Annotated in this window: 21 protein-coding genes and 2 other annotated features (1 of these 23 running past the window's edge); all 21 genes read right to left on the reverse strand. The window is 34.3% G+C overall.

The features are described from left to right. Positions 1-16 precede the first annotated feature (16 nt). The 21 genes from bcbE to B5P42_RS16155 all read right to left on the reverse strand — a co-directional run bounded on the left by bcbE (position 17) and on the right by B5P42_RS16155 (position 23,104). Entirely contained in the window at positions 17-1,267 is a 1,251-nt protein-coding gene (gene bcbE / locus B5P42_RS16055) for a bacillibactin exporter BcbE (protein ID WP_113734643.1), read from the reverse strand. A gap of 217 nt (positions 1,268-1,484) precedes the next feature. Then, entirely contained in the window at positions 1,485-1,691 is a 207-nt protein-coding gene (locus B5P42_RS16060) for an alpha/beta-type small acid-soluble spore protein (protein ID WP_113734644.1), read from the reverse strand. Between the two features lie 122 nt (positions 1,692-1,813). Next, complete coding sequence (locus B5P42_RS16065) at positions 1,814-2,656, reverse strand: sugar phosphate isomerase/epimerase family protein (protein WP_113734645.1); 843 nt, start codon at positions 2,654-2,656, stop codon at positions 1,814-1,816. 14 nt (positions 2,657-2,670) lie between these two features. Beyond that, positions 2,671-3,675: a DUF6005 family protein gene (locus B5P42_RS16070; RefSeq protein ID WP_044444246.1), complete on the reverse strand. Its 1,005-nt coding sequence runs from the start codon at positions 3,673-3,675 to the stop codon at positions 2,671-2,673. Between the two features lie 24 nt (positions 3,676-3,699). Further along, on the reverse strand, positions 3,700-3,975 hold the full coding sequence (gene asbD, locus B5P42_RS16075; protein WP_002064932.1) for a petrobactin biosynthesis protein AsbD: 276 nt from the start codon (positions 3,973-3,975) through the stop codon (positions 3,700-3,702). Further along, positions 3,972-5,210 (reverse strand): AMP-binding protein, encoded by a 1,239-nt coding sequence (locus B5P42_RS16080; protein WP_113734646.1) that lies wholly within the window; start codon positions 5,208-5,210, stop codon positions 3,972-3,974. Before B5P42_RS16080 ends, asbD begins: the two co-directional genes overlap by 4 nt. Continuing rightward, positions 5,197-7,038 (reverse strand): IucA/IucC family protein, encoded by a 1,842-nt coding sequence (locus tag B5P42_RS16085; RefSeq protein ID WP_016120048.1) that lies wholly within the window; start codon positions 7,036-7,038, stop codon positions 5,197-5,199. Before B5P42_RS16085 ends, B5P42_RS16080 begins: the two co-directional genes overlap by 14 nt. 67 nt (positions 7,039-7,105) lie before the next feature. Beyond that, positions 7,106-8,914, reverse strand: a complete 1,809-nt coding sequence (locus tag B5P42_RS16090; RefSeq protein ID WP_113734647.1) for an IucA/IucC family protein — start codon at positions 8,912-8,914, stop codon at positions 7,106-7,108. A 250-nt stretch (positions 8,915-9,164) separates the two neighbouring features. Beyond that, on the reverse strand, positions 9,165-9,701 hold the full coding sequence (locus tag B5P42_RS16095; RefSeq protein WP_088032589.1) for a GNAT family N-acetyltransferase: 537 nt from the start codon (positions 9,699-9,701) through the stop codon (positions 9,165-9,167). A 77-nt stretch (positions 9,702-9,778) separates the two neighbouring features. Continuing rightward, on the reverse strand, positions 9,779-10,459 hold the full coding sequence (locus tag B5P42_RS16100) for an MgtC/SapB family protein (RefSeq protein ID WP_002012374.1): 681 nt from the start codon (positions 10,457-10,459) through the stop codon (positions 9,779-9,781). A gap of 158 nt (positions 10,460-10,617) precedes the next feature. After that, the gene (locus B5P42_RS16105; RefSeq protein WP_113734648.1) at positions 10,618-11,274 is read right to left on the reverse strand and encodes a YkyA family protein; all 657 of its coding nucleotides are present in this window, start codon (positions 11,272-11,274) and stop codon (positions 10,618-10,620) included. Positions 11,275-11,289: 15 nt separating this feature from the next. After that, positions 11,290-12,111 carry a peptidoglycan-N-acetylglucosamine deacetylase gene (locus B5P42_RS16110; protein WP_088032587.1) on the reverse strand — a complete coding sequence of 274 codons (822 nt, stop codon included), beginning with the start codon at positions 12,109-12,111 and terminating at the stop codon, positions 11,290-11,292. A gap of 97 nt (positions 12,112-12,208) precedes the next feature. Beyond that, complete coding sequence (locus B5P42_RS16115; protein ID WP_088032586.1) at positions 12,209-13,570, reverse strand: sensor histidine kinase; 1,362 nt, start codon at positions 13,568-13,570, stop codon at positions 12,209-12,211. Further along, positions 13,567-14,256 carry a response regulator transcription factor gene (locus B5P42_RS16120; protein WP_113734649.1) on the reverse strand — a complete coding sequence of 230 codons (690 nt, stop codon included), beginning with the start codon at positions 14,254-14,256 and terminating at the stop codon, positions 13,567-13,569. Before B5P42_RS16120 ends, B5P42_RS16115 begins: the two co-directional genes overlap by 4 nt. Positions 14,257-14,269: 13 nt before the next feature. Then, the gene (locus tag B5P42_RS16125) at positions 14,270-15,517 is read right to left on the reverse strand and encodes a hypothetical protein (protein WP_113734650.1); all 1,248 of its coding nucleotides are present in this window, start codon (positions 15,515-15,517) and stop codon (positions 14,270-14,272) included. Positions 15,518-15,679: 162 nt separating this feature from the next. Beyond that, the gene (locus B5P42_RS16130) at positions 15,680-16,681 is read right to left on the reverse strand and encodes an LCP family protein (RefSeq protein ID WP_113734682.1); all 1,002 of its coding nucleotides are present in this window, start codon (positions 16,679-16,681) and stop codon (positions 15,680-15,682) included. A gap of 358 nt (positions 16,682-17,039) precedes the next feature. Beyond that, positions 17,040-19,343, reverse strand: a complete 2,304-nt coding sequence (locus B5P42_RS16135; RefSeq protein WP_113734651.1) for a glycoside hydrolase — start codon at positions 19,341-19,343, stop codon at positions 17,040-17,042. A 219-nt stretch (positions 19,344-19,562) separates the two neighbouring features. After that, complete coding sequence (locus tag B5P42_RS16140) at positions 19,563-19,775, reverse strand: DUF6366 family protein (RefSeq protein ID WP_002031378.1); 213 nt, start codon at positions 19,773-19,775, stop codon at positions 19,563-19,565. Between the two features lie 92 nt (positions 19,776-19,867). After that, on the reverse strand, positions 19,868-20,761 hold the full coding sequence (gene thrB / locus B5P42_RS16145; protein WP_002189304.1) for a homoserine kinase: 894 nt from the start codon (positions 20,759-20,761) through the stop codon (positions 19,868-19,870). After that, the gene (gene thrC / locus B5P42_RS16150) at positions 20,758-21,816 is read right to left on the reverse strand and encodes a threonine synthase (RefSeq protein ID WP_002189302.1); all 1,059 of its coding nucleotides are present in this window, start codon (positions 21,814-21,816) and stop codon (positions 20,758-20,760) included. Before thrC ends, thrB begins: the two co-directional genes overlap by 4 nt. Continuing rightward, a complete protein-coding gene (locus B5P42_RS16155; RefSeq protein WP_113734652.1) occupies positions 21,809-23,104 on the reverse strand; it encodes a homoserine dehydrogenase in 1,296 nt (431 codons plus the stop codon). The genes thrC and B5P42_RS16155 overlap by 8 nt, the downstream gene beginning before the upstream one ends. A 155-nt stretch (positions 23,105-23,259) precedes the next feature. Next, positions 23,260-23,491, reverse strand: a binding site (T-box leader). Between the two features lie 116 nt (positions 23,492-23,607). Further along, positions 23,608-23,806: a binding site (T-box leader), on the reverse strand (it continues 33 nt past the right edge of the window).

The raw sequence follows: 23,806 nt of genomic DNA on the forward strand, positions 1-23,806 counted from the left end.
GCAATTCTCTTTCGCATTATGAAGTTGGTTCCGGTTTCTGTTTTAACATCATTTCATCTTTTGCTGGTTTAATCCAAATAATTGCTATGACAGCACCAATAGCAGCGAAGATGCTTGTTAAATAAAACACTTCATGGTCTGCCCCTTTCATAAAAAAAGAATACAGGGGTGGTCCAGCTGCTACACCGATAAATCGCATTGAACTATAAAATGACGTAACTGTCCCCCTCTGCTCTTTTTCAATCCCTTGTGTAATAAGAGCATCTAGACATGGTAACGCCATACCAATTCCTCCCCCCATAATAACGAGACAAAGAAGTAGCAAATAGATTCCTTTTAGAAATAAAGGTAAGAAGACAGATGCAGCAGCCAGTAAAAATCCAATATAGATACACTTTTTCATAATATCTTGTTTATCTCCAATTTTTTTACCAGCCATATATGAGCTAAGTGATAGTACAAGTAAAGGAATAGCGATTACACACCCTTTCCATATACCATGAATATCGTACTTCGACTCCAGTATAGTTGACAGATAAAAAAGTATTCCGAATAAAATAAGCATAATAATTGCACCTAGTATAAAAATGGCAATTAACCATCTTCCCTTTTCTCGAAACGTAGAGATAATAGATTGAATAAATTCCTTAAGTGGTGGGGCTTCTTCTTCTTGTTTCTTCGCCTTTACTAGTACCAGTAGTAAAACAATCGATATTACACATAAAACTGGAATCGCCCAAAATGGTAAGAACCATACAATAGCTGCAAGAGCTGATCCTAATATGGGACTCAATACTTTTCCAAATGTATTTGACGTCTCAATGATTCCTAAACCTGCACTAACCTGTTTTTCATCTTTGTATAAATCACCGACACATGGTATGACAACTGGCATAGCACCAGCAGCACCTATCCCTTGAATTGCTCTTCCGATAAGAATCCAAACATAAGGGTTATCAACTTTCCATGATACCCATCCCGTTATCGCTCCTCCAATAGCTGCAATTAATAAACTTGGAACCATTACCATCTTTCGTCCCCATCTATCTGATAAATAACCAGCAATCGGTATAAGTATAATTGCAATGATAGAATAAATTGTAATTATCATGGATACTTGGAAAGATGAAATATGTAATTTCTTTTCAATGGTTGGCAGGATTGGAATAAGCATTGAATTACCTAGCGTCATAACAAGTGGAACTGATGCAAGTGCAATTAAACAACAGTTTTCTTTTTTTAACATGTTGATTTCGGAACCTTTCATCATATATTTCTTACCATATAATAGCCCTGCTGGAAATTATGTTTACATTCCACCAGGGCTATTTCATCTTTACTACTTTCCATTTACAACAAAAGAAATTGGGTAAAATATAGCATTACTCCTATTCTTTGAATCCTGTTCACAATATATCCATACCAATTAATTGAAAATAAAAAAGAAAGGAAGAATCCTTCCTTTCTCCTATAACCTTCTACATTTAGCGAGTATATCCGCCACCAAGCTGTTGTTCTGCCATCGCTACAAGGCGTTTTGTAATTTCACCGCCTACAGAACCGTTTGCACGTGAAGAAGTATCAGCTCCAAGCTGTACACCAAACTCTTGTGCAATTTCATATTTCATTTGATCTAGAGCTGCTTGTGCTCCATTTGATGCTAATTGATTAGCGTTACGATTTCTAGCCATTACCGATCACCTCCTTATATATATTAAACTGTATCAAATCCGAAATTAAATACATGGTAATTTTTGGTTATTGATAAAATGAAAAAAGAGTCTCCTAAACGAGACTCTTTCATCATTTCACCTTATGAACTTACTACTTCTAATTTTCTATTCGTTAATGCTTTCATTTCTTCTTTCAATATATCTTTCGCATTATGCCCAAACCATTCAAGCGAAGCAAAATGATCAGTATCTCTCACTTCCCGGATGATTTCATCATAGTTTACAATACCTTCAAATAATGGAACCATTCCTATACGACTTCCAGCAGCGGCATATACATTATTTGGTTCAAACACGTGTAAATACTCCGCTGATGATATATTCTTAAAATGGTAATGTTGTATCCACGGCTTTAATCGATGAAAACTATCTACAGGGTCTGCACCAGACTCCCATATATGAAGAAAATCAAGGTTTATTTTTAAATATGGATGATTTACTTCTTCTAACAATTTCAAAGTAGACGGCAAAGTATCCGTTAACGTATTTGGATGTGTTTCTAATAGTATATACATATTATGCTGAGCAAATAGATCACAAATCATGCGAATTCGCTCCACATACTCTTTCCTCTCTTGTTCCGAGAAATCCTCACTACCTTTTTGCCCGGCAAACGTACGAATTTTATTTGTATTAAACCAATTAGCTAGTGTTACCAGCTGTTCACATTTTTCCATCGTTTTTTGAAAATCCGCTAATAATGATATGTCCAAGTAATCACTTATCATCGTAACTTCTAAATTTTTATCCTTTAAATAATCTATTTCTCGTTCTGTCGTTTCACGCTCTTGCATATATAAATTTTGTGCATGGGTCCCCCACAACTCAATTCCTTCAAAACCGTTTTCGTATGCAAATTGAACAATATCAGTAAATGAAATTAGTTGATGGCGAAATGAAATTGTACATAGCGAATATTTCATTGGTTTGAACTCCCTTATCTTAAATTCAATGAACTTGTATTAGTTAAGAAAGACTGATTTGTTATCATTTCTTTCCATAACAGAAACTGTTTCTCTAGTTCATCCTTAATTTGCAGTTCAATTGTATTCATTTCATCAAGTTTCTCAACAATTGGTAATAACATATCTTTATTATTTGTCATTGCCATTTTAATAGCACGGTACTGTACATTTGTAAATCCTTGTACAATGTCTTCCACCCGATCACACCAATAATCAAATTCTTGCTCCGAATATTGTAAAGTTTCACGGAAGTATGCAAAGGCATGTTCATAGCTATATTTACGTATTGCCAATACGGGTATTTGCTTTACTGCCGTTACGAGCCCGGAAAGTGAATACCCACCCTCTTCATTTACCATTTTTATTATTAATTTTTTTAATTCCATTGTTAGTTCATTATCATCTTTTTTGAATGTTTCCATGAAATAACTTTCTACCATCTCTTGTGTTGGCTCCTGAATTCCTTCTATATCAATGAAATAGCCTCCACCAAATGGGTTGTCTTTAACAGAATGGAGCACTTTTTCTCTTTCCATATTCCCTTCCCAGCGAAAATCAGGATCAAGCATGAACCATTCATCTTCTTTCTCTGTCTTCGATATCATTAAGTAATGCGGAAACGGTTTTTGATGAAACTTATTTTCTCTCTCAGGCAATAAAGACATATCAACCATTACAATTACGTAACGATTTTCCGGCTTATTTTCTACTAATTCTAAAAATGTTTCTACATTGCTACTTTTATCTTTTGAATGATCGTACCATTCGTTCACTTTAATGCCATACAATTTTTCATACCAAAGTAAGTAGTTATCATGATTAATGTTTTCGGAATGATAAGAAATAATCCCGTCTTCTGTTATATCAAAATCTCCATCCCATAATCCGAAATAAAATGGACGGAAATCTATATCGCTACGCCTTTTTATAATTTCACAAAAACAACTCACTAAACAGTGAACTTTAATTGAAGTCATACTCTCATCCACTTTCCTAAAAGGTTAGTTATTCACATTTATTTCGTGTAACGGCTGTAACTCTTCCATAAAGTCAAGCAAAGATCCTACAGTAAGAAAAGCCTTTGGGTCTATCTCATCCTCTGGAACGCATAGCTTTAAATCCATTTCTATGTATACTATAAGCTGTAACATCATTACCGAATCTATATATAAATCTTGATTTAAACGCATCGTTTCTTCTAAATGCGTTACATTTTTCAGTTCCATTTTTTCTCTCATAATACTTAAAACTGCTTCTTTTAACATTTCACGACTCATGTTGTTATCTCTCCCATCTCTAATAACTTCCGACTTACTTTCCCTGTTTTATTTTTCGGAATCTCTGCTACATTTTCAATTTCATGTGGCACTTTATAAGACGGTAAATGCTGTATGCACCATTCTCGTATTTGTACTGGTTCAATACGAGAGACTACTTTCGCTTTTACTATTTCTCCCATCGCAGGATGCTTGCCCCGGTATACAATCGCCTCCTGAATACCTTCTAATCGAAGTATCGTTTCTTCCACTTCTATAGGAAATACCTTTAGACCGGACACATTAATAACATCATCTATTCGCCCCATGAAATGAATGCCTTGCTCAGATCTATAACCTAAATCTTTTGTATAAATCTCCTTTTCAGCAATTTTCACTACGATTTCTTCAGGTTCATCTTCATTTGACCCTATGTTAATACTTACATGAGGAAGTGGTTTTCCTAAATCCAAATGTGTTTCCATAGCATGACATATACTAATGCAACCAGCTTCAGAACAGCCGTACTGCTGCATCATGTATTTCGTCATGCCTTTTAACTTATAAAATAGCGTTTCTGGCAAAGGTGATCCTGATGTCATAATTTTATGAAACTGAAAAGTCCCTTGTGGAAAACTCCCCATAATATGTAACATAAGTGGTACTGCGTATATGATATGTTTTTCGGTATTACGAACTATATTTAATGCGAATTTAGGGTTTTTATTTGTAATGATTATAGGCTTACTACCTCTCGTAATTGCTGATAACGTGCCACAAATTAATCCGTATGAATGTGAAACTGGAGCCATTACAATTGGCACTTCGTCTTCTTCACATTTTAAAGCTTCATTGTAAGCAGCAATTTCTGTTTCAATTTCCGTCCATGCTCTACGAATCAGTTTTGGCTCTCCTGTTGTACCTGAACTATACTGCAATAAAGACGGTTCTTCTTGTAATAGATTTGGAACTTCTAATTTTGTAAAGTCGTTACTTTCTCCGTATAAAAGTGCAGTACACTTTGCGCGCTTTGCCATTTCAATAGCTGTATCCTTTGGCGTATCTTCATGAATAAGTAGTACAGATGCTCTTTTTTCTTTTAGGAAAAACACAAGCGTAATAATATCGAATGGATCTTTCAGACAAAGTGCAAATCTATTTCCTTCTGCTTCTTGAAATTGTTCCACTCCCTCGTAACCTTGTAATCTCAATTCAAAATCATATTTGCTAAATTCTTGTTTATTAACGATTAGCATGATTTCCCCCTGTAACAACTGATTTTTGTATTGTAAGTTGCTTTGCTCTATACAATGGATTTGGAACTTCATGAACAAGCGATTCCACATCCATATATAAACGACGCTTCGTTAATTGCTCTGCATGAAATGTAGGTGCATATAATTGTAATGCTTCAAAACGTTCTTTCAAATGCGAAAATCTTTCAAAATGATCTTCTATTTCTTCAACAAGAATGATCCAAAATTGTTCCTCTTTCAACTGATACTCATCTGCCAGCACGAAAGCCAGTTCACCTAGATTGAATAGGAAAAGCGCATCTAAAACCATTTCTTGTAAACATTCAATACGGTCCATTTCAAAGAAATCATTCATTTGACCATTCGCATATGTTTTATGCATTTTAGTAAAGTCAGGACATTTTTCGAGTTCTTTCAAAAATGGACGATAAAACTCCAGTCCTTCATGAAAATCTTTTAGTGCAATACGGACTGGTATTCCCTCTTCATGAACTAAAATCATGTTTTGTCCATGTGATTCTAATGCGACTCCATGCTCTACAACGAGGTGTACAACTGGGATAATTGCTTTTTGAATAAGCAATTGTAACCAGCTTTCTACTCCATATCTCTTTAACCACAAATCAATAGTTGGTGTCCCATTTTTTCCCTTGGCATATAAACCGTTAAATGGGATTGCCTCTTCTTTCTTATCTAAATATTTGTGAACGCTTTCGCGCCAAATACATCCTAATGAGCCATACGTAGCTTTTTTATTCGCATCGTACGTAACACTCGAAAATTCATTTAACAAAATTAAACGCGATTCATCCCTTAAATAAGGGTCATGATTTACTATATCTTTTAACCAATTCGATATAGCAGGTGCACTCACAACCGAATGTGGTTTTAATGTACGGATAGTTGAAGTATTGAGTAAATTCATTGATAACTTTACATATGGTTTCTCTCGATTCGTAACATTTCTTAATGTCCGCATCGACTGCTGCGCGCAATAATCATCTTCTGATTTCCCTAAATAAATAATATATTTATCCTGTATATGGTCAGTATAATTCGGAATAATAAAGTTCTCCCACTGCCAAGGATGAACAGGTATAAACATGTACTTCTTCGAATCACAGTCCATTGTTCGAATACGATCCATATACTCTTCGATTTTCTTTTCACCAATTTCTTCTTTAAAGGTACAGTTATAACTCTCTTCACTTTCATATCCTACAGTCGTATATTTCTCATGAACTGCAATCCATATAATTTTCATTGATTGCATAAATTCAAATCCATATTGAAAATTATCACGATATTGAAACCCGATGCGTGCTTTATAACTAGGATGATACGGGTGTCCATCTATTAAATGACTTTCAAGCTCATCATAAGATTTCGCAAGATAGTCTTCTTCACAACTTCTCTCATATTGTGCAATCGTATCTTTGAAGATTGTTTGTTCTAATTCTTGAATAAAAGAATCCAATTTCGTTCGATCCACTTGAACAATCCGAAAAATCTCCTGTAAAAATTGTGAAACTGATTGTATTTCTTCTTCCTCATCTTGAACTCTCATTATTAATGAGTCATGTAAACAAATACGCCCAAATGTCATACGTTCTTGCCCATAGCATTGGTACATTACATTTTGATCCTTTTCATCAAGACCTTGTATAATAAAAAGTATTTGCTCTCCCTTTTGTATACGAATCGGTGTAATGATCTCTTCATAAATTAACGATTCTACTAATTGCCGGAATACTCTTCTTCTTACTGAAATGTACTCTTTTGATTGGAGTGCCTTCAATATTTTTATGTGATAAACTTCTTCTTTCATAAATCCCTCCGCTATAATACGGAATATCAAATTCCATTATTTGTATTACGTGAAATTTTAGCACTACTTATGAACGAACAGCCACTTCTCTAACGAGTGGATTATCTACTTGTACATAAATTGCTTGCTCTAAAGGATTTGTCAGTTCATCAACATCGAAAAATCTCGTTAGCAAATTTGCTTTACATGCCAATTTATTTTCTTCCAACAATTCACTTAAAAATGTAGAAGGTTCGCGGTTATATGGAAGGAACGCTTCAAGTACAGACCTTAATTCCGAAAGAAGAATTTCCTCCTTTATTAATCCTGCTGTACCAAAACCGTTAATTAGTCCAAACATATGATTAAAAATTAAATAGTAACGAAATCTTTCATCTACAATGTAATCGTCATATAAATTCCCAGTACGTTCGCCAATACCCGCTAGTTCATTATCTAGCACTGACTTCATTGAATTGCAGAAATAAAAACCTTGATTATCACGGAAGTAAAACTTAACTGGATAACCATCTTTCAATTGAACAACACTATTTTGTTGATGCGCTTCTAATGCAACGCCATAACGTAAATACATCCATACCATCGGCTTTAAAGAGATATTCATATATCGTCTAAACCACTCTAAACTTACTTCTTCACAGCTTCTACCTTCTAAATCCGCTAAGCGGTGGATAATATTTGCTAAACGAGTTCTTTCACCCGGAATTGCATCTTGTACTAATCCAGCGATAAGCGTTGCATCATTTTCATTTTCACTATAAAATGTGTTTTCTCGAATAATCACTTCAAATCCAGACTCTTGTGCCCCGTATTTTAAAGTAATAAAGGCCGGATCGCATATAAAATCAAATCCTGGAAACTTTTCTAGCACCTCTCCAATTTTAGTATTCAATATTTCCTTACCTTCAAGTCCACTCTCAAGTTCCTTCAATTTATTAATACGCATTGAATTCGTGACCTTTACAGGGAATGAAAACTTGAACATATACTTCGAATGAGGATGATATAGCGTTCTAAGTGATGATGTCGCCATATAACACTTACCTACTGGACCGATATATTCAAGTACACCTTGATTCATCCAATTTTGCACATAAGATTGATGTAATAGCCATTCTGCTTGTAGCGGATGGATTGGAATTAATGAATATTCATCTTCTTGACAGTACTCTTCAATAAATTCTTGACCTACCTTTTCATCGTTCTTTAATTCCTTTTTTATCATCGCCGTTGTAGAATCTTGTAACAATGACTTTTCACTTACTATACTTTTATGTGCCCGAAAATAGTGAAGTTGGCACTCCCCTTTTAATTCAGGAGAATACATTGAACTTTTCCAATCCAATATACCTTGTCTACTCTTTGGTGTAGGATGAGTTAAATGTCCAAATAATAAAGATTGCTCCGCCTCTATAAAAGTCGTATGAAAACCATATAATTCAGCTGCATCCTGCTCCCTTCCTTGTATAAACTTCTCAATATTTTGACAACTACAGATAACTCGAAGCATAAGTTCATCAGGATTCGTACCTTCTCCATAGTTAATAGACATTTCCTTTATTAAAAACATAATAACCGTAATATAATCTGCTTTAATAACATTTTTATTTTCGCCAATTTGGTAATAAAATTGTTCTCCAAATAGATGACGGTCCGTTGACGATTTATATATAACTTCCCCATACAAAGTAACGTTTTGTGCCGATAACCGACAGCATAAATAAGTGGGGGTAGCGTCTCTTTGAAATGAATGGCAGAAAATATTTTCTATCCTTTTATCCTCCGTAATCCATTCTCCACTTCCTGTTTCTCTTAAATAACAATTTAAAAAGCTTTGTATTGTTGCATGTTCCGCGATTTGTTTCGCATGCTGCATACTGCTCCTCCTCTTTTAGACGAACACTATCATTTTTTTGTGAAACTTCTGACAGTTGAATTTTATTATCAACTATGATTTTAATTGATAATGATAATCATTTCAAGGTATATTTCAGAATTTTTTTATCTAGCTAAACTTTTCACCTTTTCAAAACATTCAATCCGTCAACAAAAAAATACACCAATATAATAATTGATGTATTTTTTCATTCTCGTAAATTAAGTTTACATAATAACATTATCGTTTTCTAGATTGATAGTGATTTGTATAAACAATCCATATCTCGCCAAGCATATGCTATTTCTTCTACATTTAGTCTTTCTAAAAGTTTCGTGTCAATTTTTTCCGGATTATATTTTTCATAAAACTTTTTAGAAGGGTTATTAGCAACAACCCAAACTAAAAGAGATTGCATATTATCTTTTTTACATTCCGATAGCAATGCTTGAAATAATCTTTGTCCTATCTTCATTCCTTGATATTTTTGTAAAATGTATATTGCATATAATTCCCCATCACAATTATATGTACCTGTTCTTTCAACTCCCCCATCGATAAATCCAATTATTTTACCATTTAACGTTTCTGCTACAAACCTAAATTGATGCCCGTCTTCTTTTTGAAATATACTTTCCCATAGCTTTTCTCGTTGGTCATACGTTATATTGTCTAAAATTCCATTAGAGAATATCCCCTTATACGTTGTTTTCCAACTATCCACATGCACTTTTGCAATTGCCGAAATATCATCTTTTATTGCCCTTCTAATATGTATCTCCACCATACTCATCCCCCTTAGAAAATAATTATAGCAAAATGTTTTGTATGCATTAAAAAAAGAGTGAATTTTCATCACTCTTTTTATCTACTTTCAACTTCTACTGAAACAACATGATCGATTTCTTTTAAAGAACTATATAATTCAGTTGTATATAAATCTTCTGGAGCTAAAATGACCATTTCCAATTGCTGAGATGCCCCATTATCAATATCTTTAATTTTCACTCGTTTCACTTGCATATTTAAATTTTTAATTTGCTTAAAAATCCCGTCTAACTCTCGATGTTTGTTTACGGTAATTTTTATAGATAAGTCCTTTTGTCTTAATGAATAAGGGCCTGCAATTTTCACAATTTGCGGAAGTACGTTAATCGCTAATATAATTAAAATCATAGCAACCGTCGCTTGTATATAAAAACCTGCACCAATCGCAATACCTAGTGCTGAAGCGGCCCATACCATAGAGGCTGTCGTTAATCCTGAAATAACGTCATTATTTCTTCGTAAAATTACCCCTGCTCCAAGAAAACCAATCCCACTAACAATTTGAGCGGCGAGACGCATTGGATCCATGTTTGTATGACCCGGTACAGAATAAACATTCACTGATTCAATTGAAACCATTGTAATTAAACAACTCGCTACGGAAATAACCATACTTGTTTTCACACCAAGCGGTTTATTCTTTAGCTGCCTATCTATTCCGATGAATAATCCTAAAAAGAGTGCTAAACCTAATTTGAATAAAAATTCATATGACATAATTCCTTCTCCTTACTTTACAATGTTTCCCTTCGAATATTTCACTATAACTCTTTTATGATATCAATTCCAGTCTTTTCTATTCATTTAAAGTAAAAAACCGAAAAAACATTTTTGACAATGTTTCCCCGGCTTTTTATTATAATTAAGATCTTTCTTTATTTTTGTTCTTTAATTTTAATTTGTGCATCTTTATAAAATGCTAATTTATTATCATTATACTCTTTTGTATGTTTATTAAATTGTTCTTTCGCCTTTTGCGCTTCCACATTTAACTCATTAACAGTTTTAACGTTTTCACCAATTTCTTTTAACTTCGTTTCTTTTACTTTTAATTTTTCATACAGTTCTTTTTCAGTCGCTAACGCCTTCGTGTAATTCTCATTCATCTTTTGGAAGGCATCATAACGATTTTTATACGATTCTTCTACTGCTTTTGCTTGTTTTTGCAATTTCTTATCTTCAAGCTTCTCTATATTGCTTTGAACCGATTTCGTTTCCTTCTGAGCTTTTTCTAACAGTTCTCTCTCGTTTTTCAATACTTTTTCACGCTCATCTACATTTGTAGTAGCTTGCTCAATCTTCTTCGTAACTGCTTCATTATGTTCTTTACCTTCTTGTAAAATTTGAGAATATAGTTCTTGCCCTTGCTTTTCTAATTGCTCTAATTTTTTCGTATCCTCAACTAAAGATTTTTCTTGTGTCGCTGCTGCTTCAAAAGCCGTATGTAAATTTTCTTCTGGCTTTTCACCGAAACAACCTGATAATAATCCTACTGATAATGCTCCAACAACTGCTACTTTTCCATACTTCAACTTCAATTCCTCCAATTACATACGGTTATCATGCCAGAAGTTCACTGGGAAGTGACTCTCTTCATGATATGCTTCAAATTCATAACCTTTTTCTTTTAGACCCTTTAAAATTGCTGGCACAGCAGCAACTGATTGCGGGTGAATGTCATGCATTAAAATGACTTCTTGCGGTTTTGTTGCACCAGCTAATACATTTTGAGCGATTTGCGCTGCTGCTGCATCAACTGGTACTTTATTATATTTCCAGTCTAAAGAATCAATTGTCCAGTCCCACACTTTTAAACCATCCTCAACTACTTTATTTCGGAGACCTTCATTTAAACCAGGCATCGATCCGTATGGAGGACGTGTTAATTTAGGGGCTTTCCCAATAATGTTTGCGATTAAGCCTTGATCTTCTTTCATTTCATTAACATATTCGCCATTTTTATATAACTTCGCAAAATTGTGTGTCATACTATGCATTCCAACATAATGACCCTCTGCATTTTCACGTTTTACTAAATCAGGAAACGCTTTTACATTCGCTCCTATTAAAAAGAATGTCGCCTTCGCATCATGCTGTTTTAACATATTTAATAATTCAGCCGTATATTTCCCTGGCCCATCATCAAATGTAAGATAAGCAACTTTTCTTTCCATTCCGTTAAAACGACTTGGCGCCGTTTTATTCATTTCAACTTTCGATTGTTCACTTGCAAGCTGCACTATATTTTCTTGCTTCGCAACAGCTTTTGCTGGTGAAGTAATAGATTGAAACATGAAATACCCAATAGCTACTATTGCAATCGCTATTAAAACAACTGCAACTCGTTTAATTTTAAAAGCCTTTTCCATTCTATCGAATTCCTCTCCCTATTAATCTCATATATAAATCACCCAATATAATTATACATCTATTTATTTTTATTACACTATATAAACTTTATATAAATTATAGTGGGAGTTTTATCAAAATTGTTGTTCCTACACTTTCTCTACTTGTAATACTAAGCGTACCACCATGAAGCTCCACCATTTTTTTTACAATAGCTAATCCAATGCCTGCGCCTTCAATATGGTTATTAATCTGATAAAATGACTGCTCTATAAATGGTAGATGCTCTTTAGCAATTCCAATACCTTGATCTGTCACCTTAATCACGGCTTGTCCTTCACTTTTGGTCGCTTCAATGTAAACTGTACTTTTTTCATTTGAATATTTAATAGCATTATGAATAATATTTAGAAAAACTTGTTTTAGTCTATTTCGATCTCCTACTAGTTCTACTCGTTCTAAATTAGCAACTAGATGAATCTGTTTCTCTTCTGATTTAGGAGTCAATTGCCAAATCGTCTCTTCTAGTATATCGTACAATTGCACTTTTTGTTTATATAAATTAAAATGATTTGACTGCAATCTTGAAAAATCTAGTAACTCTTCTACTAAATGAATCAATCGGTCTGTTTCACCTGAAATAATTCCCATACCTACCTTTACTTCTTCATCTGTTAAATGATCTACTGTTTTTAACGTCTCACTCCACCCTTTAATTCCTGTTAAAGGTGTTCGTATTTCATGAGAAATAGAGGCAATAAATTCATTTTTCATTTGCTCAGCCTTTTCTATTTTATCGGCCATATAATTTAAACTATGCGCTAACTCACCTAATTCACCAGGATAATCCTCTTTAATTTGCTCCTTTAATGTACCTTCCGCAATTTGCGAAGAAGCATGAATAATAGATTCGATAGGTTTCACAAACGAATTCGCCAATCGTCTACTGATTAAGAATACGATACCTGAAATGACAATTCCAACTGAAATAGTAAACAAAATAATTTCAATAATCTTTGCATTTACATGTGTTAAAACAGTCGTATATTTTAAAACACCGATAGTTTGCCCTTGATGAATAAGTGGACTAAATACTTCTAATTGTTTCACGTTATCTTTCGTAGTAATAACTTGGTGATACATTTCCCCCTCTAGTAAAGAATAAGGAATACTCACTTTACCTTCAACCTTTTGCCCACTTGACGATTGTATAATTGTACCGTGACGATCAATCAATTGTAATTCCGTTCCTTCTAATTGGAAACTCTCAATTATTTCTCCGCTATATTCTTGCAAACGAATAAAATATAGTGAATTGTATTCCGAGAAAAAACGTGTACTGGTCTTTGCATGAGATTCAACATATTGCACAATGCCGTTATAATAATATCGATAAATAGAAACTGAAAATGCTACTTCAAATAATACAAGCATTAGTGTAATGACCGTCATAAAATATAAAGTCACTTTCCGTCTCATCTTATAGTTTCCTTCCACACATATCCTTTTCCCCACACAGTATGGATAAACTCTGGTTCTGACGGATTACATTCTATCTTTTGACGTAATCGTCTCATATTTACATCGACTACTTTCGTCTCGCCTACGTAATTGGTTCCCCAAATCATATTTAGAATTTCATCACGCGAGACCGGCTTTGAAGCCTGATTCATTAAATACTGTAATATCATGTACTCTGTAGGGGTTAAATCAACTAATTGTCCACCTTTATATAATCTTTCTTCTATAATATTTAACGAAAACGGACCAGACGTGATTGTATTCGTTTTTTCTTCATGTACTTCTATTCTTCTTAATAAAGATTGTATACGTGCAGTTAACTCTACTGGACTAAACGGCTTTGCGATATAATCATCTGCACCAATTCCTAACCCTTGTACTTTATCTTCATCTTGTACACGTGCGGTTAACATAATAATACCCATTTTTTTATTTTCTTCTCGGATAGCTTTACAAACTTGAAAACCATCAATCCCTGGTAACATAACATCAAGTAACGCTACATCAACAATATGTTCACTTAAAATCTGTAACGCTTCTTCTCCATTACTAGCTTCTAATACATAAAATCCAGCACGTTTCAAATTTAAGACAATAAAGCTACGGATTGGTATTTCATCTTCTAAAACTAAAATTGTTGACATAATTCCCACCTCCCTACTCTTGTTGATAATCCGCTAGCGGTTTTATATATGCTTTTACCTTTTCAAATTTTGATTGCTTCGGTACTGCATATACATGAGAAGCCGTTTTAACTGCTGCCTCGTATCCTTTTATTTTGAACCATTCTTTCCGCTTAAAAATATGGACTTCAAGCCATGTTTCATTTGTAGTTGCATCTATAAATTTTTGAACATCCGGTGCTTCTTGCTGAACTGGGACAGTTATTTTTCCAATTAGCGCTTGAGGGATTTTGACAAAATAACCTTTCTCTATATTGACATATCTTTCTTCTATCAGTTTAATTCCCTCTTCACTCCACTGTATATAACGCTCAAACATCGTGCTCTCTCCGTACGATACCTCCTCCCAACCTTTTGGACGCACAGTACGAACAAATTCAATAATGCCGTCTTCATTAACGTCTTTACTTTCCACAACATAATCATTGAATAAATCTTCTTTCCCGTCTATAGGTAGCCCCTCATAATGATCCTTATCAAATTTTGCTACATATGTTATACCTGAATGAGCCCCAACTCCTGCATCAATTACAACTGCCTTTGACTTGTTAGAAATACGTCCCATTTGTATTCGTTGAATACTATTTATATATGGATCAAATGTAACTTCAGACATAGTGTTAAACTGTTCAATGAACTCAACTTTTAATTGCTCATCTTTTTTATAAGTAACAAGGCTTATATCATTAAGGCCATTTTTATTTAAATCCTCTATAAATAACTTCGTATATTGCCGATTATAAATCTCCTTCATATCATCATTTTCTTCCGAAAAGACATACATTACATGTTCTAAAGATTCACGACTTACAGAGATTCCAATTAATAACTCTCGCTTTCCGTTCCCTGTAAAATCACCGACTTTAACGATATCTATATTCTCACCATCAAATGTATGAGTGGACTTTAATTTCCAGCCATTGCTGCTTTCCGCATAAATCGCTAAATATATACTCCGATCTTCATTCGGTACTTTATAAAATACGATCGCTTCTTTCTTATTATCTTGTTTAAAATCCATTGACCAAATCATCTGTTTATCTTTATTAGACATTGGAGTAAGCAACCGATAATTAAGTGGCAAATCTTTATCTATTTGCTCTTTTAATTCATTAATCCACTTTTCATTTGCAGGAGCTCCCATTAAACTTGTTGGAGCTTCAGACATTTTACATCCAGTCAATATAAAAATGATTCCCAAAATGCTTATCCATTTCTGCATATGATATCTTTCCTTACTACAAATTTTAAGTATTTTTTATACTATGTGCCTCTCCAATATTCTCATACATATGAGTATAGTTTTTCTAATATAAAAAATCGTTACAGAAAAGTTACAACTATATTTCCATAAAAAAAGATTGGCAAAGGCCAATCTTTTTTACTATTCATTTCGAGTTGGTTTTGGTGTAACACCTAAATGCTCATTTAACTTAGTCGAAATATCTTTCACATTTTTTTCGTTTGGAATGTAATAATAAATACCACCAATACGTTTATCCGTTCCTTCTATTTGCATCTTTTCCATTTGCAAATCTGATCCTGCCATATTTTTCGTAATAGCAAGCATATCATCAAACGTTAAGTTTGTTTTCATGTTGTTATCCACTGCATCAAGTAAAGAGCCCATTTTACTAATTGATTGAACAGACATTGCTTTTTTCGCAATTGCTTCAATTACAAGTTGTTGCCTTTGACCACGCATTGCGTCACTGTCAATTTTACGCGTTCTAGCAAGTGCAAGGGCTTGTTCACCATTTAAATGTTGGTAACCTTTTTCTAAATGGATCATACCTGCTTGGTCTTTACTATCTTGTTCTGTGAAAGTAACCGGTACATCAATATCAATACCACCAATTGAATCTACAATTTGTACAAATGACTCAAAGTTAAACTTCACATAATAATCAACTGGAACATTTAAAAATCTTTCCACTGTATCTCTTGTACTTTCAACACCGCCAAATACGTGTGCGTGTGTAATTTTATCTAATTTCTTTCTAGATGGAATATAAACGCGTGAATCACGCGGAATACTTACTAATTTAACGGATTTATCATCTTTATTAATTGTCGCTAATAAAAGTGCATCTGTCCGAACTGCTTCGCCGTATTGGCTTTTTCTCATTTCACTTCCGTCTACACCCATGATTAAAATCGAAATATTATCCTTTAAAGGTTCCACTTCTTTGTCCCTTTTTGATGACTTATCAATTTTTGCATATGCATCACTTACAACCGCTTTTGCTTTGTTATATATAAACGATCCATATCCTACTCCTCCAAAAATAAGTAGGAAAAATGGAATTAAAATGAACCATTTTATTGACTTTCGTTTAGAACGTTTTTTATTGCTTCTCGTATTTTGTTCTAATTCAGAGCTCATACCCATTCGCCTCTCTTTCTCTTTCCCTAGTATAATGTAAGTCTATTAATCTTCATATTGAATTTCCTTTCAATTACCTTACATTTTTGTAAGGTTACTTCATGAATCCAACATGTATTCCATTTCACATTATACTCTTGTGCTTATTTTTGGCAAGTCACTATTTATCAACTTAAAAAATCCAACACTTCGGAATATTCGAATTTACATATTTATTATTCTGTTATTTGCAGGTAGTAAGATTTTCACCTCACAATTTAGCAAGAATAAAGAGTCAAGTTTGTGCCGTACCATCTTGATTGGTGATGACTAATAATCAGTGAGGGATAAATCCCCCACTGATTAAAGTTTCACTTTATTATTTCTCATTTGGTGTGTATATCATTTGCTTCCCATTATTATTAATTAAAGCTGACTTTGCTTTTATTTTCGTTTTTTCTATTTCTACATCTTTATTTGAGAAATTCACAATGATTTTAATATCTTTTCCATATGAAGTAGATTGTACTAGCTTATCTTCTGACAGATATGCAAAGTTCGTCATTTCTTCTTTTACTGCCTTTTCATGAACTTCATTCCAAACTTTCAGATGCTGCGTAATTTCCTGTTTATGCTTATTCCACTCTACTTCATCTAAATGGTACAACGGAGGCACATTATACAATAACTCATATAACATTCGGTTTCCTACCTCATCTTTTACTTTCAAACTTCCCCATTCCCAGTGGTGCGTTGTAATAACCGAATCATTGTATACTAGTTTATATAATGGCACCGAATATACTGGATTTAAATATACTTGCTTATATTCTTCTTTTAACGGTACTTGTTTTGCATATTTTTCTGGAACATTTTGATTTGGTGACCAATATCCACCGACATAATACGGGCTTGTTTTATTTTTTCTCATATCTTCATCGTCCCACTTAATAACTGGTGTTTCAATTCCATGAGCAAATGCAATCGTACTACTTGCAAAATCATTTCCGCCCTCAGAGCCAACTACCATACCTTTTTCTTGTGCAATATAATCCATTCGTTTTAATCTTGCTTGTAAATCTTGTTCTTGTGTCGTTAAATGTTTTGTTGAATAATCATCATAAATTTCGCCCGTCGCGTCACAATCAATAAACCATGAATTATATTTAGGGCCATTTTGTAATATATCGTTCATTCGTTCTTTTACACTAGGAAGTGATAATGTCGGATTTAATTTTCGGCCTCTCCCTAAAAACCCTTGCACTTTCTCACCATTTTTCTTCGTTACAGTGGCTTCTTCATATAACGATGGGTCATTAAAAGAAGCTGTGTTCCAATTTTTATCACCTTTTTCGTGAATAGAATGGTAAGAATCATACGGACCAACTAAATATCCCATTTCCTTAGCTTCTGTAACGAAATTAGGCTGCATAAATCCTTGTTCCCAGTTCGGTAGACCAATCCACGCTTTGTCTATCCCTACTTTTTTCATTTCCTTTATTATATCCGCTCCATCTGCTTTACCCCATTTACTTACTTCTTCAACTGCATCACCGAGTACTGACTTTAATAAATGTTTATTTAAGCTATACAGCTCTGTCTTCGATAAGTGATCTACACCTTTCTTTAATAACACACTAGCTTCCTGATTAACTTTCGGGAAAATATCCTCTTTATACAATTCCTTCATAGATAATACTTCGTTTGTATAGCGTAAAACAACATTTTTTTGGTACTTATCGATAAAGTCTTGTTTACTCACCTGCTCAAATACATTCAATTCCCCAGGCTCTGAACTATTCTTTTGAATAAGGTCTTTTATATGGCTAAACACCGGGCTATTTATTTGCTCTCTTAGCTTCGGCCAATTCACGTTACTTTCTGATAAACCATTTTGATTCCAAAAGTAAAAATGAGCTGCCCCGTAAAGTTTTTCGATTTCTTTATTTTTTCTTGCCTTTTCTTGTAATGTTTTAAATTCACCTTTTCGAGCAATATTATCCTTATACAGTTTAGCGATACTTACTGCATCATTATTTGTCACATATAATTGAAACCCATATGTTTTATTTTTATTTATACTCGGGAATTCATGTGTAAAATCAAACCCTATTTTCGGATCTGAATGAAATTTCAATTCATTATTAAACATATTGTTCGCAATATATACGATCGAATATTTAGAACCATTTAATGCAAAAAACTTCATAGAAAATGATTCAGCAAATGAATATGCATCATCCTTTAAAAACTTCTTCCAATTCTCATCATTACTCGGAATTTGCTTACCTTCCCATAACGGAAGTGTATAATTTTCAGCTTGCACTTTTGGCCATGTAAAACTTTCTGCACCAGTCGATTCCACTTCAATATTTAAGTGGTCTTTTTTCTTTTCTAAATTTACTTTTACTTTTTGATCCGGATATTCCCATGATGTATGATCCTTGTCTTTTTTCAAATTCGATACCTTCATTTTTGGTAACGGTTGTGATGCCTGTTCTTTTACACCATCATGTTCTACAGTTAACGTAAAAGTCTCAGGATTTACATCGTAAGTAAAATCTTTATACGTCGCTTTCTTTATTTTAGACTCTTGTAAAGCATCATTACCTTTTACATCACACCCGACTAAAGTCGAAAGTGACAATGTTGTAAGAAGACATATCGCTATCATTTTTTTCATCTTCTGCACCTCCACCAATGAATATACAGGAGGTTTGTTACAGGAATATGGCAAAAAAATAATAGAGCTAGCATTATGCTAGCTCTATTATGAGCAAAAAAATTTACGTATTACTATAATCTGTTTAAAGAAAATATGTAATACAGGGGGACTTTAATCCTTTTTTTTTATTCTCACTAATAATTAGATCAAGCAAATCTAAATTCCATCAAGCTTTCCTTAACTGAAAAAGTAACTATATATAATATATCCTAAAACTAGCACTAAAATTAATATCCCTGTACCTTTCCAATTCATACCACCTGTCATATCAGCGGGGCTACCTGATTCCGCCCTGTTGAGTCCATCATTCAAAGAACCGGTAGGATTATTTTTCAATTCACTTTGTCTCATGCGTTCTCTTTTTTCTTCTGGTGACTCTTTTGAACTCATATAATCACCTCTAAAATTAATGTTCATTCCGAAAAATCCCCTTTAAAATAGATTCTCCATAACTTAAAGAAAGCTAGCGATGCTAGCTTTCTTTATAATCCAATATGTTCTTCCTTATTTACAGTAATCCCTTTATGATCAATTTCAAGCTCACATACTTTCATAGCTGCAAATACTCTCGCTAATTGGTCAGCTATTTCTTTACGCTTCTCGTACGGAGTTAAAATAAAAATGGATGGTCCCGCACCACTAAGCGCTGTTCCATATGCTCCGAATTCTTTTGCACATTTACGAATTGATGGTAATAACGGTACAAGTTCTAAACGATATGGCTCGTGGAAATGATCTCTTTCCATCATTTCACCTACAACTTCCCACTTCTTTTGACATAACGCAGCTACTAATACGTTACTTATCGCACTAGCCTTAACCGCTTCATGAAACGGAAACATCTCTGGTAATACAGATCGACTTTCATCCGTATTTAGCTCTTCATTCGGAATAAGAGAAATTACGCCTAATTCCTTACTTTCAATCCTTACAACCGAAACATTTTTTCCATCAAGTGCTCCGATTACAGTTCCACCTAAAATAGAAGCAGCGACATTATCTGGATGTCCTTCAAAGTTTGTAGCAATTTGAACCTTTTGATCAGTTGTTAAATATAAATTTCCAAGTTGATTCGCAAGCTCTATTCCTGCTACAATCGCTGATGCGCTACTTCCTAGCCCTCTTGTCAGCGGAATATTACTAGTAACTTCTATTATATGGGGTGATAAAGAAGGACATACTTTACATGCCGTGCTAACAATTAAATTTTTATCGTCTTTTGGAATTGAATCGTCAAAAGAATGTATCACTTGCCACTTATCAGCTTCTTCCTTTACACTTACTTCTAAATATAATGACAAAGCTATTCCAACAGAATCAAATCCTGGTCCAACATTCGCTGTACTAGCAGGAACACGAACTCTTAATGGTATCACGACATAATCACCCCTTTAATATGATCTTTAATTTGTTCTATATCATTTGACACACTTGCAATATCAAATTTATTAGAAGAAATTGCGATATCAGGATCTTTCAAACCGTTTCCAGTTAAAACTGCAACAACCGTTTCTCCCTTTTTGATTTTTCCAGATTGCACATGTTTAATGACGCCCGCTAATGAAGCATTTGATCCTGGCTCTGCGAAAACTCCTTCAGTTTTTGCTAACAATCTATACGCATGTAAAATCTCCTCATCTGACACCATATCTATTTCACCATTAGACTGTTCGGCAGCCTCTACTGCATACGACCAACTCGCTGGGTTACCAATACGAATCGCTGTTGCAATCGTTTCAGGTGCCTCAATGACATGTCCTTTTACAATTGCCGCCGCTCCTTCCGCTTCAAAGCCGTGAATTCTGGGCTTCTTATAGCCTTTTTCTTTCTCGTATTCACAGAACCCTTTCCAATATGCTGTAATATTCCCAGCATTTCCAACAGGGATAGCTAGAACATCTGGTGCGTTTTGCAACTGGTCACAAATTTCAAATGCCGCTGTTTTTTGCCCTTCAATTCGGTAAGGATTTACTGAGTTTACTAATGTAATCGGCTCTTCTGCAGCAATATTTCTTACAGCCTTAAGTGCATCATCGAAATTCCCTTCTATTGAAATGATCTCCGCTCCATAAGCAACTGCTTGCGCTAATTTCCCATGCGCAATCTTTCCTTCTGGTATTACGATAATACATTTCATTCCGAGGCGTGCCGCATATGCGGCAGCTGATGCCGATGTATTACCTGTAGATGCACAAATAATTGCCTCTGCCCCTTCTTCTTTCGCCTTTGCAACTGCCATTACCATGCCACGGTCTTTAAAAGAACCTGTTGGATTCGCTCCTTCATATTTCCCGTATAACTGAATTCCTAATTGCTTTGATATATTTAATAATGGAATCAGAGGTGTATTCCCTTCCATTAAGCTGACATCAGGTGTGTTTTCATTCACTGGTAAATAAGAAGCATACTGTTTTAATAGTCCTTTATACATATTGTTTTTCCTCCTCAATAATGTAGTAACTGTTTATTTCACTTGCGACATCTTCTATCGCCCCTAAAACTTGTTCGAATTGATATTTTGAAGTTCGATGCGTCACAACAACGACTTCTGCAAGTTCGCGATTTAAAGGTAATTGAATAACTTCTTTTAAACTTACAGAATAATTAACGAAACATTCTGTCACTTTTCGTAACATCCCTGGCTCATCTCGTAATGAAATACGTAAGAAATATTTCGAAACTACTTCTTCATCTCCTTGTAATTCGTAAGGCTCTGGTTCTTTTAACGCACTTTTATTTTTCGGAACTTGATTCATATTTTTAACGATTGAAATAATATCACTTACTACAGCAGAACCAGTTGGTAACTTCCCAGCTCCAGGTCCGTAAAACATCACTTCCCCTACTGCTTGACCGTGAACATACACCGCATTAAATTCATTATTCACATTCGATAGCGGATGATGACGTGGTAATAAAGTCGGTTCTACACTTAAGTGAATGGATGATCCTTGTTTTTCAGCTTTACCAATTAATTTCATTGTAAATCCCAATTTTTCGGCCATCTCTAAATCTTCTTTTTCAACCTTTCGAATACCTCTAACTTGAACATCATTTAAAGAAACATTCATCGAAAAACCTAAGTTTGCAAGAATTGCTACCTTTCTCGCAGCGTCTAGTCCATCTACATCCGCTGTCGGATCTGATTCTGCAAACCCTAATTTTTGCGCTTCCTGTAAAGCCTCTTCATACGACCATCCATTTTGACTCATCTTTGTTAACATATAATTTGTTGTTCCATTTACGATTCCCATTATTTTTTCAATTTGATCTGAAGCTAGCCCGTCTGATAATCCTCTTAATATTGGAATCCCACCGGCTACACTCGCTTCGTAACATAGGTCACATTCATTTTTATTTGCCAGTTGCAGAAGCTCCGCACCATATACAGCCATTAAATCTTTATTTGCTGTTACGACATGTTTCTTACTTTGCAAAGCCTTCACAATATGCTCTTTCGCTTCTTCAATTCCGCCCATTACCTCTACTACAATATCAATATTTGAATCATTTAGAACTTCATCGACATTACTTGTTACTACGATTCCATCAATGCAAACATCACGTTCCTTTTCCAAATCACGTACAACGACTGTCTTTACCTTTACTTCATATCCTGTATCAAGAGTGATTTTTTTATAATGTTCTTTCAAAATATGGACAACACCACTTCCGACAGTACCTAACCCTAATACCCCAACATTAATAACATTATTCATTTTCTAATCTCCTCCTAAATAGTTTAATTGTTACACCTGTGAATCACCTTACTCTGCTTTTTAATCATGCAGGTGGTAGTTATTTCCGTACGTACTAATCGTTTCATGTTACCGCACCTCCTTTCAAAGTAATAAAAAAACACACTCATCCCTAGGAAAGGGACGAATGTGTTTTCGTGGTTCCACCCTTGTTCCAACCTAGACTTACTTTCTTCTAGATTGCTCAAGTTCAGATAACGGCTGATACCGTCAATAATTACTAGATTGCTCGTTCACTATTGAAGTTCAAAGGTGGTAAGATCATTTCTCGTGTTAGGAAGCTCACAGCCTTGGCCTCCCTCTCTGTAAACCGTAAAAATGTTCTCATGTCCTTATCGTTACTTTTTCGCTCATGTTTATTTGTTAACTCATTATACTCGCATAAAAAACAAAATCAATACTATTTTTTAATTATTTTAAATTTTCAATCTTAAAAACTATAAAAAAAACACACTCATCCCTAGGAAAGGGACGAATGTGTTTTCGTGGTTCCACCCTTGTTCCAACCTAGACTTACTTTCTTCTAGATTGCTCAAGTTCAGATAACGGCTGATACCGTCAATAATTACTAGATTACTCGTTCACTATTGAAGTTCAAAGGTGGTAAGATCATTTTTCGTGTTAGGAAGCTCACAGCCTTGTCTTCCCTCTCTGTAAACCGTA

This window comes from Bacillus sp. SRB_331 (genome assembly GCF_003264175.1).
Lineage (GTDB): Bacteria > Bacillota > Bacilli > Bacillales > Bacillaceae_G > Bacillus_A > Bacillus_A mycoides.

Bases quoted from the DNA above. Each gene is read 5' to 3' on its own strand.
- bcbE (WP_113734643.1), bottom strand. From the start codon at position 1,267: ATGAAAGGTTCCGAAATCAACATGTTAAAAAAAGAAAACTGTTGTTTA.
- B5P42_RS16060 (WP_113734644.1), bottom strand. From the start codon at position 1,691: ATGGCTAGAAATCGTAACGCTAATCAATTAGCATCAAATGGAGCACAA.
- B5P42_RS16065 (WP_113734645.1), bottom strand. From the start codon at position 2,656: ATGAAATATTCGCTATGTACAATTTCATTTCGCCATCAACTAATTTCA.
- B5P42_RS16070 (WP_044444246.1), bottom strand. From the start codon at position 3,675: ATGACTTCAATTAAAGTTCACTGTTTAGTGAGTTGTTTTTGTGAAATT.
- asbD (WP_002064932.1), bottom strand. From the start codon at position 3,975: ATGAGTCGTGAAATGTTAAAAGAAGCAGTTTTAAGTATTATGAGAGAA.
- B5P42_RS16080 (WP_113734646.1), bottom strand. From the start codon at position 5,210: ATGCTAATCGTTAATAAACAAGAATTTAGCAAATATGATTTTGAATTG.
- B5P42_RS16085 (WP_016120048.1), bottom strand. From the start codon at position 7,038: ATGAAAGAAGAAGTTTATCACATAAAAATATTGAAGGCACTCCAATCA.
- B5P42_RS16090 (WP_113734647.1), bottom strand. From the start codon at position 8,914: ATGCAGCATGCGAAACAAATCGCGGAACATGCAACAATACAAAGCTTT.
- B5P42_RS16095 (WP_088032589.1), bottom strand. From the start codon at position 9,701: ATGGTGGAGATACATATTAGAAGGGCAATAAAAGATGATATTTCGGCA.
- B5P42_RS16100 (WP_002012374.1), bottom strand. From the start codon at position 10,459: ATGTCATATGAATTTTTATTCAAATTAGGTTTAGCACTCTTTTTAGGA.
- B5P42_RS16110 (WP_088032587.1), bottom strand. From the start codon at position 12,111: ATGGAAAAGGCTTTTAAAATTAAACGAGTTGCAGTTGTTTTAATAGCG.
- B5P42_RS16115 (WP_088032586.1), bottom strand. From the start codon at position 13,570: ATGAGACGGAAAGTGACTTTATATTTTATGACGGTCATTACACTAATG.
- B5P42_RS16120 (WP_113734649.1), bottom strand. From the start codon at position 14,256: ATGTCAACAATTTTAGTTTTAGAAGATGAAATACCAATCCGTAGCTTT.
- B5P42_RS16125 (WP_113734650.1), bottom strand. From the start codon at position 15,517: ATGCAGAAATGGATAAGCATTTTGGGAATCATTTTTATATTGACTGGA.
- B5P42_RS16130 (WP_113734682.1), bottom strand. From the start codon at position 16,681: ATGAGCTCTGAATTAGAACAAAATACGAGAAGCAATAAAAAACGTTCT.
- B5P42_RS16135 (WP_113734651.1), bottom strand. From the start codon at position 19,343: ATGAAAAAAATGATAGCGATATGTCTTCTTACAACATTGTCACTTTCG.
- B5P42_RS16140 (WP_002031378.1), bottom strand. From the start codon at position 19,775: ATGAGTTCAAAAGAGTCACCAGAAGAAAAAAGAGAACGCATGAGACAA.
- thrC (WP_002189302.1), bottom strand. From the start codon at position 21,816: ATGTATAAAGGACTATTAAAACAGTATGCTTCTTATTTACCAGTGAAT.
- B5P42_RS16155 (WP_113734652.1), bottom strand. From the start codon at position 23,104: ATGAATAATGTTATTAATGTTGGGGTATTAGGGTTAGGTACTGTCGGA.